The sequence below is a fragment of the Alcaligenes sp. HNGD-HTN06 genome (assembly GCF_049932565.1).
Taxonomy (GTDB): domain Bacteria; phylum Pseudomonadota; class Gammaproteobacteria; order Burkholderiales; family Burkholderiaceae_B; genus Alcaligenes; species Alcaligenes ammonioxydans.
Map to the genome: position 1 here is coordinate 1,929,176 of NZ_CP187782.1, position 10,211 is coordinate 1,939,386.

At 60.9% G+C, this 10,211-nt stretch carries 8 protein-coding genes; all 8 read right to left on the minus strand.

All coding sequences use genetic code 11. The annotated features are described in order from the left end of the window. Genes ACOZ42_RS08745 through tssI form a run of 8 tightly spaced genes read right to left on the minus strand, consistent with a single transcriptional unit; the run spans position 1 to position 10,208 of the window. The gene (locus tag ACOZ42_RS08745; RefSeq protein ID WP_415301705.1) at positions 1-681 is read right to left on the minus strand and encodes a DotU family type IV/VI secretion system protein; all 681 of its coding nucleotides are present in this window, start codon (positions 679-681) and stop codon (positions 1-3) included. Positions 682-686: 5 nt separating this feature from the next. Then, positions 687-2,084 carry a type VI secretion system baseplate subunit TssK gene (gene tssK, locus ACOZ42_RS08750; protein WP_426345040.1) on the minus strand — a complete coding sequence of 466 codons (1,398 nt, stop codon included), beginning with the start codon at positions 2,082-2,084 and terminating at the stop codon, positions 687-689. Positions 2,085-2,091: 7 nt separating this feature from the next. Next, the gene (gene tssJ / locus ACOZ42_RS08755; RefSeq protein WP_426345041.1) at positions 2,092-2,733 is read right to left on the minus strand and encodes a type VI secretion system lipoprotein TssJ; all 642 of its coding nucleotides are present in this window, start codon (positions 2,731-2,733) and stop codon (positions 2,092-2,094) included. Positions 2,734-2,735: 2 nt separating this feature from the next. Continuing rightward, on the minus strand, positions 2,736-3,140 hold the full coding sequence (locus ACOZ42_RS08760) for a DUF4150 domain-containing protein (RefSeq protein ID WP_240208672.1): 405 nt from the start codon (positions 3,138-3,140) through the stop codon (positions 2,736-2,738). A 29-nt stretch (positions 3,141-3,169) separates the two neighbouring features. Continuing rightward, positions 3,170-3,841, minus strand: coding sequence for a DUF3540 domain-containing protein (locus tag ACOZ42_RS08765; RefSeq protein WP_415301708.1), 672 nt, complete (start codon positions 3,839-3,841; stop codon positions 3,170-3,172). 13 nt (positions 3,842-3,854) lie between these two features. Then, the gene (locus ACOZ42_RS08770; protein WP_426345042.1) at positions 3,855-4,811 is read right to left on the minus strand and encodes a pentapeptide repeat-containing protein; all 957 of its coding nucleotides are present in this window, start codon (positions 4,809-4,811) and stop codon (positions 3,855-3,857) included. Next, positions 4,808-7,309 carry a DUF2169 family type VI secretion system accessory protein gene (locus ACOZ42_RS08775; protein WP_301605742.1) on the minus strand — a complete coding sequence of 834 codons (2,502 nt, stop codon included), beginning with the start codon at positions 7,307-7,309 and terminating at the stop codon, positions 4,808-4,810. Before ACOZ42_RS08775 ends, ACOZ42_RS08770 begins: the two co-directional genes overlap by 4 nt. A gap of 13 nt (positions 7,310-7,322) precedes the next feature. Next, positions 7,323-10,208 carry a type VI secretion system tip protein TssI/VgrG gene (gene tssI, locus ACOZ42_RS08780; RefSeq protein WP_426345043.1) on the minus strand — a complete coding sequence of 962 codons (2,886 nt, stop codon included), beginning with the start codon at positions 10,206-10,208 and terminating at the stop codon, positions 7,323-7,325. Positions 10,209-10,211: the final 3 nt, after the last annotated feature.

Here is a 10,211-nt window from a genome sequence, read left to right on the forward strand (position 1 = left end):
TCAATGGTCCATCAACAAAGCGCTGGCCAGATTGGCCAGTGAGTGATCCAGATACAGATACAGCACCAGCACCAGCAGCAACGGTGCCAGCAGCAGCGTCACCGTGTATCCACTGGGCCGCCCCGTCAATCGCCCGGCTGGCCGCGGGGGCGTGGCCTGTCCGGTACCCGACTGCGGAAACAGCGCCTGTCCCGCCGCAAAACCCGGCATGCCCTGCTCATGACGTATCTGCTCGAGCAACTGCACTCGCCAGGACTCAAACTCACCGGGCGCGCGCGCCGCATATTCACCCTGAAATCCGGCAACCAGCACCAGGCCGTACACCTCACGCACCTGCGTGGCATTCTCGGGCAGGGACTGCAACCGTTGATAAAACTCGCTGCCAGCGCGCGTGGTGGCAAAGTAATGACGCTGCAACGGCGTCAAACGCCAGTGTCCGGCCCCGGGCCAGGGACTGGTCATGGCCGCCTCGTCAATCCAGGCCACAATCGCAAACAGGGCGGCACCGACCTCGGCCTGTTCATAGCCGCGCTCACGGGCGCGCGCGCAGGCCTGATCCAGCGCCTCGATCAACGCCGCACCGCTTTGGGCTGCATCGGCTTCCTGAGAAAAGTGAGTACGCGCCTGACGCATGACCGTCAAAAAGAAAGAAGCCAGGCTACTGTCCTGTATCATGGGCATCGCGCTCACCATTTGCTGACAATCAGTTCAATCTGCAGGTTCTCGGGCGCGCCTAGCGCAACCAAGGACACTGCGCGTGTCTGCTCCAGTGCCGCCCAGCCCGGCGACATGGGATCGATGTAGCAGTACAAGGCTCCCGGACGACGAGGAATGCCGCGTGGCGGTTCGGCCAGTTTGAGCAGCTCGACCCCTCCCAGCGAATGGGTCACCAGCAATTCAACCTGATCGGGAGCACACAGCTTGAAGTCGCCCGCCAGCGATTGCAAACGCTCTTGCTGCTCGACTCCGGCATAGGCCACCAGGTGATAGCGTTGCCGAGCGGCAAAAAACGCGTCCGGCAGCTCAGCCTCGTACAAGCCTGCGCTGGCGCCAACAGGCTGCAAACGGATCAGCAATTCAGGAGCCGCAACAATTTCATTGAGCAAGGCGCTGATCAGGGTGCTCATGGCGTGAAACCCCGCTGCCAGATCTTCGTGCTGATACGGCGGGGCCAGCACCTTGCCATCCCGGGTCTCGCCCATCATGTCGTAGCGTTCCGAGAACGTGGACAGCTCGCCGACCAACTGCCGCAACAAGCCGTAGACCTGCCAGGGATGCGTCTGCGGAGCCTCCAGCACATGATTGAGCATGGGGCCATAACGATTGAGCACCTGCAAAGCCACCAGCAAGCTCAGGTGGTTACCGTCCAAATCCTCCGTCCTGCCCAAGCCGCCAGGTTTAAAGACTTCCAACTGCCGTGCGCGTCCGGTCAGCTCGTCGCGGATGCGTCGTATCGTCTCGATCAGCCAGGGACTGGCCGACAAATTCAGGCTGGGGGGGATGTACTGGCGCTGCAAACGCGCCTGATCGCCGTCCTGCTCCAGCCGCGCCACAGCCAGCAGTTCATAATGACCCAGCTGAGGCAATTCCTCGTCCCAGAACACGCGCAAGACGTAATTCATCAAGTCCAGTTGCCCCTCAGGGCCATGCGCGTAATCATCCGCCACCGTGACCGGATCGGCAGCCGCCACCATGCGCGTGCTCACCGTCTGAGCCTGGCCCGGATCGTCAACCACACTCACATTGGCCTGGCCAGGCATCATGCGCCGCAGTCCAAGGTACACCGTACGGCCAGTGGCCAGATCCGCCAGTTCAAAACCGCGCGACTCAATCACGGCATTGCCGGGATACTGAATGAAACTGCCGTCGCGCAGCCGCGCTGTTAAGGCCAGCACCCTGAAATCCAGCGTCTGGAATGCCGCCTCGTCCAACTCCAGTTGCAGCACACCCCATGGGTACGGCTGAGTCTGGGCCATGAATAAAGCCAGACGCTGGTAGAACAGATTGTCGTTATGCTGGAAATGCTGGGGCTGCAAAAACAGACCCTGGTGCCAGAAGATCGGTTGCAAAGGATGAACGCTCATGAAATCTCTATGGGTGTTGGTGACCGACGGGCCAGGGGCCCGCTGCCGGCAAGGTGGCCGGGGGCGGAATGACAGTATCAGTCTGACTCTCGATGATGGCTTGCGGGCCCAGCCGCAGACGAATGCGCAACGGCTCGGGCCGGGCCTCGTACTCACGGAACATCAGGCCATGGCCGTCAAGCTTGGCGCCAAACTGATAAAGACGGGTGCTGCGGGCGGGGTCCAGGTGCTGATAGCCCAGCGCGACGGCGACGTAACGGGCCTTGTCCATGCGTGCCAGCCGGATGCGCCGCTTGACGCCCGGCTCGATAAAAATACGATCCAGACTGAGCAAACCCGTCGGCGCGCTATCGGCCATCAACAGACTGGAGAGCTGATCGGGGCTGCTTGAATACGGCTCAAACACTGAGGGTTCGACCATCTGCGCCACCACCATCAGCACCGTATGCGCCTGCCCTCCCCAGGTGTTCAACTGTGGGTCGGCATTGACCTCCAGCACCAGCGCATCACGCTCGTACTCCCACTGCAGATCCTTCAAGGCCTCGTCCTTGGACTTGGTCTTGAACATGCCGCAGCCGGTCAACACCAGTGCGGCCAGCAAGACCAGCGCGGCGCGGCGACCCATACGAACACTATGACTGTGCCTCATCCTCAGCTCCCCACCATCACGGTACTTTGACTAGGGCTGATCACCGTCCCGACCGCATTGACCGGCATGCCGTTGTGGCCCGTCATGCAGCCCATCCGCACAGCCGGTTTGCCACCCACCATCACCGTCATGCTGCCGTTCATGAACTGCACTTCACCTTTGATTCGATTGCTGGCTACGCCGCCGACGGTGCCAACCTCATCACCGCTGCTCATCATGATTTTGCTGGCCTGATTCAAAGCCGGCATATTGACCACCAGCACATTGCGCACCAAGCCCGAGGGCTGGGCCATCTGCGTCGTCGCCAGATTGGGAAAAGGCGTAGGCACGGGACCGGCCGGAGTCGGCACCTTGCACACATCGGGAATTGCATTGGCCTGCGCCCCGCCATTGTTGAGCATGAACATAAATAAAAATCTCCTTGGCAATACCGGGCCTAGCCCAGATGCACCTGCTGGCCGTCCACGACCACACGTTGGGCGCCACGCAGCTCAGCGCTGCGGGCCCGCACACGCCAATCCCGCTCGATGACCAGCCGCTGAGAGGCAGCCGCATAGTCATCGTGTCCCGCCACACGCGTAACGCGCTGACCAGCATGTAGCTGGCTCTGGCCATCGACCTGCTGACGCTGGCCGCTATACTCCTGCCGCTGTGCAAAATAGCTGTGCAGGGACTGTCCGGCCAGATGCACGTTCCGGGCCTGTAACAGATACTGTTCCGCCTGTAGCGCCACATCCGCCCCTTGCAGCACTACGGCCTGCGCCGCTTGAAAATGCAAACCGCCGCCAGTCTGGACACGGACGCTGCCAGCACTGCGCACCACGGTATCAGCGGGCAGATGCAGCTGCGCCGTGTGACCGGAGCGCTCCAACACCGCCAGGATGTAGGCCTGCCGCCCATCGAACGTCAGCAAGACCAGATCGCCTACTTGTGGCTGCAACAGGCAGGAGGCTGCCAGCGGTGCAAAGCAACTGCCCATCGTGCCAAGCACGCCCCAGCGCTGGCCGGCCTGGACATAGACTTTGGCCGGCACGGTTTGCCACTGAGCGACCTGCGAGGGCTCCTGCGCGATGGACGGCTGCTCAGAACCTGAACTCAGACAAGACATCTGCATCTCCTTTTTATAGAGCCGACAAAGTCCAGCGCGCGTCGGCACGCCAGCGCTCGGCCTGCAGGCGTGGGATATCGTCACCCTGCAGATCTTGCTTGTCACAGCCATCCCAGCACACCTGATGCAGATCGGCTCCGTGTACGCGCATGCCTTTGGCCTGCGCGCTGCTCAGATCAGCCCCTTGCAAACGCGCATAGCTCACATCGGCATATTCCAGACAGGCGCCCGACAGGCAGAGCCCCTGCGCATGCGTATGCCCCAGTCTGGCCTGTGCCAGACGGGCTCCGCGCGCACTGGCCTGCGGCAAGCGTGCATAATTGAATATGGCCCCCTCCAGACGGGCCCCGTCCAGGCAGGCTCCATCCAGCGTGCTGTAAGCCAGCGACAGAAACGGAGCCACAATCTGCGACAGGTCGGCTCGCTCCAGATCACAATGCTCAAACGCACATTGTTCGAAACGGCCTTGTGCCAGATGCGCGTGCGCCAGACTGGTGCGACGCACCTGAACCTGAAACCACTGCGCGGCCACCGCCTGCAAGCCAGCCGCCTCACAATCCATCCATAAGGCCGGCCCGATTTGCTCGGGCAGGCGCAAGCCCCTCAGATCGCAGTGTTGCCAGGTCACGCCGTGCATGAGTGCCTGACTAGCCTGCACCTGGCTCAAATTGCACTGCAGCCACCAGCCATCGTCCAAAGAGGCCGCGCTCAAATCCGCGCCGCTGAAATCGCAGCGCTCAAAGTGCGCCCGGCTCAGTGCGGCCCCGCTCAAGCGCGCCCCCTGGAACTGGCAGTCGACCAGCACCGCATCCGATAAATCACAGGCGCTCAGATCGGCACCGCGCAGGTTCAATCCGTCCGCCCGCAAACCGTCGAATTTCAAACCACTATATTGACCGCCGGACAAATCCAGATCTCGAATTGGGCCCAGTTCGATCAGGGCCAGCAACTGCTCTGCACTCAAACTCATCGTGATTTACCTCCTTGTGTGTGTCGGGCCCAGTCAGGCAAATGGCCTAGCAGCGCCCCTTCCAAGTCCACGCTACGCACTGTGGCACTGCCCAGTTGCGCTCCATACAGATTGGCTCCACGCCAATCGGTTTGGTCAATCAAGGCGTAATCAAACGCCGCATCCAGAAAATTGGCGCCGGGCCAGCGCGCTCCTGTCCAATTCACTTCTTTGAAAATGCTTCGTGCAGCTTGCACCTGCCAGCCCGTCGCAGCGCGTAAATCGCAGATCTGTAAAAAAGCATCGCTCAGATCAGCCTGGTCGAAGCGGCTGCCGCCCAAGTCACTGTCCTGCATACTGGCCCCCCGCATATCGGCAGACCGCATATCGGCCTCACGCAAGATGCAGCCACTGTCCAAGCGCACATCGGCCATCTGCGCGCCCACCCAGTCCACAGCGTGGCCCTGCGCGCCGGAAAAAGTGGCGCCCCGTAATACCGCTTGCGAGAAACACGCCCGATCCAGCGTGCATTGCGACAGATCAGCGCCATCCAACTGTGCGGCATGCCAATTACTGCCTGCCAGACGGCAACTCGTCATTCCCAGGCGCTCGGCCTGTGCCTGGGCAAAGCCGCCACCTTCCAGCGAGCAGTTTTCCCATTGCCCAGCAGCCAGTCGGGCCGCGCTCAGAACAACGCCCTGCAAATCACAGTTCTGTAAACGAGCACCGGTCAGATTCAATGCATCGATCCTTTTGCCCGCCAGAATGCATGCTTCCAACACGGCGCCGCTCAGATCGGCCCCGTCGAGCTCCACACCCCGCAGATCCAGCCCCATCAGATGACACCCGCGCAGGCTATGGCCCGCCTGTCGGTGGGCATGAAATTGCTCCAGCGTGTCGATAAACTGCTGCGGTGCTCCTTGAGCAGCCAACCCAGCCTGCAACACGGCCAGCTCGGCAGCCAGACTGTCCAGACGCTGATCCATTTCGGCCAACTCAGCGTGCAGGCTAGTCCCTTGCTCCTCCAAGGCATCAAAGGCGGAAGGCGGCACATCGGCCCAACCGGCCTTGGCAGCCTGTATCTCGGCCAGCATGTCCACCGGTCCGGAGGTCGAGGGGGCGCGAGGTAATTGCGCCAGCGCCAGCAAGGGCTTTTCATCCAGCTCCAGACGCGTGGCCACGTCCTTGACCTGCGCCAACAACTGGTCCTGTCCCTGTTGCAAGGCATGTTCGATGCTTTGCAGCGGATCGCTATCCTCGGCCTTTTCGCTCAGAACCAGAGCGGCCAAAGGCGCAATGCGCGGCAAGGAAACCGGGCTATACGGAGCCAGACGTTCTTCCATATCCGCAATCCAGGCATTGCCCTGCGCTCGACCTTGCTCCAGGCTGTCCTGCAACTGGGCCAGGATCTGCGGGTCCGCCTGCGACGCGTCGGCCATCTGCGGCAGGTCGCTCAACGGCTCCATCTCTTTGTCCTGCGGTGTTTCGTGCGCCATACCCTGCGCACCAGCGGCTGCATGCAGCGCTGTCCAACGTGCCTGCAGATCAGGCAGGCTGCCAGCCGGCTCGTGCGCGTACTCGGTAAAGACTGCCGCAGCGGCAACATCGGCCGCATCGGCACGCTGGACCGGGATGCTGGCCCGATACAGCATCAGGACACGTTCATCTTGAGGAAACAGCCACACCGTATCCAGATCAAGGACCGCCTCCTCAATCCGTTCACTCCCTTTTCTGCGCAGCAGCAAACGGGGGCGCAGGCCTGGCAGGCGGCCCGACACTTCCGGTCGTTGCGGATGCATCCCCTGCACACGCCAGGACTCCGTGCCTTGCCAGTAACCATCCCGTACCTGATCCTGAGGAAAAGCATCGAACAATCGCGGATCAGTATCATCAGGCAGCCAGGGAAAGCGCTCTTTCTCCCAGCGTTCATCCACCGTCCCCACCCAACGCATGCGTGAGCCAGCGCCAGCGGGCAGACGCGTCAATATCGCCGGCCCCCATCGGTCAGCCGGCGAAAGCACCGGCGTATCCGGATGTTCGGTATGAGGCAGCAAGACACCCTGCGCCTGCTCCGGGTCTTTCAACCACCCGCAACCGTATGGGTTTTCGTTGTAGCCTGCGCCACCATACGCCTGGCGCAAGGTCAAGGGCAGCGACTGAAACGGCTCGGCAGCACTAGCACGCCAACCTGCCAGCGTGTGTTGCCAGCGACGCGTGCCATGCACATGGAGGGTTTTTTGCAAGTGGCCCAATTGGACCTGGACCGCCATGGCCGTCGTGTGCTGCCCAGGGGGCGCCCAGGCCTGTCCCGCTACGCCATAACTGCCCCGTGTCTTTTTCAAACCCGCATCAAAGGCCTCATCCGGAAAATGCGCCAGCAACCACGGCCAGGCCTGGGCTTCGGGCAGGCATCCGCCCGCTTGCCAGACATAGCCCAAGGTCACCACCCAGCGCGCTTGACCTGCCTGGGCATGGTAGGCCTGCATCAGCAGCACATCATCGGGTTTGTCGATATCCATAGGGGCAATGTTCCTAATTGAGCTTCACAATGCCGTTGGCCTTGATATTGACCGAGGCCGTGCCATTGATGCGTACGTTCTGGCCGGCCACATCAATCATGGGAGCCTTCATGTAAACCACCGTGTCTTTCACCTTGAGCTGCCCCGTCATGGACATGGATTCCAGAATCACACCCGCATTACCCGCTTTAATCACGACCTGAGCCTTGCTGATCTTGATCTTGGAGATCAGGACTTCCCAGGACAGCAAAGACGTGGGCGCTCCAGTTACGGTGGCATTGCCAGCGATCAGCGTATCGATTCCTCCGGTTCCCACGACATACTTGATTGTGCGGCTGGTCAGCGAGTAGGCATTGGCCACCGTAATGGACTGCTTGCCATAGGTGCCCTCCATATCCACCACCTTGGTGCTTTGACTGCGCACCACCCGTTTCTCGGCCCCCAGGATGATCTTCTTCTCATCGCCTTTGGTAATGCGGCTCTGATCGCTCAACTCGACTTTGGTGTAGTCGCGCAGATCCAGCTCCTTGGAGCCGCTATACTTGATCCCCACGCTATAGCCCACGGTAATGCTGCTTTTGAGCGAGGCTGAGGCACTGACTTCCGCGCCCAGCGACGTGGATATCTTGATGGGATTGACATTCAGCAGCGAAATATCCAGCACCTTTTCCGGTGCCTTGAGGTAGGACAGATCAACCCAGCCATCGGTCCCTTCCTTGACCTTCTTGGCCGATTGATTGATCTCATCCATCAGTTCTTTGAACTTTTCGCTGGACGTTTTTTCCTTCTTTGCCTCCGTCGTATCCTTCTTGTCTCCGGTATCCTCGCCCGCTGCCTCCCCTTCTTTTTTGGGTTCCTCAGATACGGACTTGCCTTGCTCGAGCCTGTCCAAAGCGCTATCTAGTTTGGCCAGCAGGGCTTGCAACTGCTTTAAGGCCCCATCCAGATCAGGCTGCCCGCCTGCCGTGGCCTGCGCATTCTTTTGCAGTTGGGCCAACATCTGCGCCAACAGCGCCCGTTTGGCCTCCAGGGCTTTCATCTGCACGGGCGCGGTGGCCGTCGGCAAGCTGGCCTCCTCTTCCAGAAAGTCGGCCATGGCCTGATTCTGTGCCTGCTTCAGGCGTTCGCGCGGTTCGGGATCGGTATCAACATTGCCCTTGTTGCCCACTTCCAGGTGGTAAACACCAGGCACTTGTTGAATGAACGAGCGTCCCAGCAGGCCCATATGCCCCTGTGTACTCAGACGCACGCCCGAGCGATGGGGGCTGGCCGGGTCCGCGCCCAGATGGAAAGTGCTCCCCAGCGTAGGCGAGGACAAACGCGTATGCTGGGCGCCCAGTCTGTCCTCGAACTCCAGAGCATTCTGACCGGCCGTGCGCAAGCCCGGCTGAGTCGCCGTATCCTGATTGCGAATGCTAGGATTTTCTTCGTTTGGAATGGCCGAAACAATCACCGGCCGGTCCGGGTCGCCGCCCAGAAACGACACCAGCACCTCCGTTCCCTTGAGCAAAGGAAAATTCATGCCATGCTGGCTGCCCGCATACGGCGTGGCCATGCGCACCCAGGCGGAGTTGCCACCATCGGGGCGATTCGCATCAACAGGGGCAAACAAAAAGCGTATGCGGTAACAACCGTGCTCGTTGATCTGGGCATATTCGCCCTGGCCTTCGGCCACGACGATCGCGCTCAAGAAGCCAACCACACGGGGCTTGGGAGTGACGCGCGCCGGGCGAAATTGACGCACCTCGGGCAGCACCGTCAAGGAAGCCTGATAAAAAACCTGCTCATGCCCCGCCGCACCACTTTGGCGCGGCAAGGGCTGGCGCCCCTCGTGGCGCAGCGCAATCACAAAGTAGCGCTGGTTGAAATCGTGGCGGAAATGCTCATGCAACTGCACGGGATAACCGGCCCGTACTCCCGGCGCCAAAGCCACACCCTGAAAACGACTACGCTGGCAGGCAATTTCTTCGGCACGCAAGCTCGCCATGCGCTCGCCATCGTCCTGCTTGCTGAAGTGGGCCCCATAGATCTCCACACTTCCCACGCCATCGAACCTGTCTTGTGGCGGCTGCCCCTGCGGGTCGATAGCCGCTTTCATGGTCAGATTCAATGAAGGCTGGCTAACCGAGAAATCCCGCAGCACCACCGAGCGCGGCGACACACTCAGCGCATGATCGAAACGCGAAACCCCAATCCGATTCTGTTCACCGCTCAAGGCACCGGCCGGTCGCCAATACAGGGGGACAGCCTGCCGAGGCTGGTCCGTGCGCTCATGACCAAACACCAGAATTTCATGGTCTGCGCCCTGTTCGAACCAGTAGTAAACGCCCTCGTGCTCCAGTCGCCGCGAGAGAAAGTCCAGGCTGCTCTCCTCGAACTGACAAATAAACGCAGTGCGCGTCGCCATCAACAGGTCGGAGGACAAACGCAGGCAATACTGCGCGCCGGCATCCTGGGCTGGCTCGCCTTGCCGGCTCAGGCCGCACTGCGCCAGTACCATGCGAATGATGGTGCCCAGATCAGGTTTACCGCCTGCCTGTGCATCGGCTTCCATATAAACTCGCGACAGGCGAAACATGCGCAGCAGCGCCGTTTGCGGCTCAAGCACGGCTCGATAATGGGCAAAGCCATCATCACGATGCGTCTGCCGCAATTCGGTAATAATGCCGTGCCAGGGCAGCCAACGCTCCTGCGCATCAAGCACGCTCAAGGTAGCACGCGCTCCCAGCAGTTCTTCCAGATCGATATCGTCGCGTGCGGAGGCCAGCTCGATCTCGAAACGATAAGGCCGCGACACGGCCTCCTCGCCGGACCAGCGCGTCACCAGAAAAAGGTCAGGATCGGCCAGGCCACAACGGAAGCTGGCCAAGGCCTGTTCGGTATCGTAGTCATTGAGCATGCC

Excerpts from the sequence above, each read along its gene's own strand:
- tssI (WP_426345043.1), bottom strand. The coding sequence starts at position 10,208 with ATGCTCAATGACTACGATACCGAACAGGCCTTGGCCAGCTTCCGTTGT.
- ACOZ42_RS08770 (WP_426345042.1), bottom strand. The coding sequence starts at position 4,811 with ATGAGTTTGAGTGCAGAGCAGTTGCTGGCCCTGATCGAACTGGGCCCA.
- ACOZ42_RS08765 (WP_415301708.1), bottom strand. The coding sequence starts at position 3,841 with ATGTCTTGTCTGAGTTCAGGTTCTGAGCAGCCGTCCATCGCGCAGGAG.
- tssK (WP_426345040.1), bottom strand. The coding sequence starts at position 2,084 with ATGAGCGTTCATCCTTTGCAACCGATCTTCTGGCACCAGGGTCTGTTT.
- ACOZ42_RS08775 (WP_301605742.1), bottom strand. The coding sequence starts at position 7,309 with ATGGATATCGACAAACCCGATGATGTGCTGCTGATGCAGGCCTACCAT.
- tssJ (WP_426345041.1), bottom strand. The coding sequence starts at position 2,733 with ATGAGGCACAGTCATAGTGTTCGTATGGGTCGCCGCGCCGCGCTGGTC.
- ACOZ42_RS08745 (WP_415301705.1), bottom strand. The coding sequence starts at position 681 with ATGCCCATGATACAGGACAGTAGCCTGGCTTCTTTCTTTTTGACGGTC.
- ACOZ42_RS08760 (WP_240208672.1), bottom strand. The coding sequence starts at position 3,140 with ATGTTCATGCTCAACAATGGCGGGGCGCAGGCCAATGCAATTCCCGAT.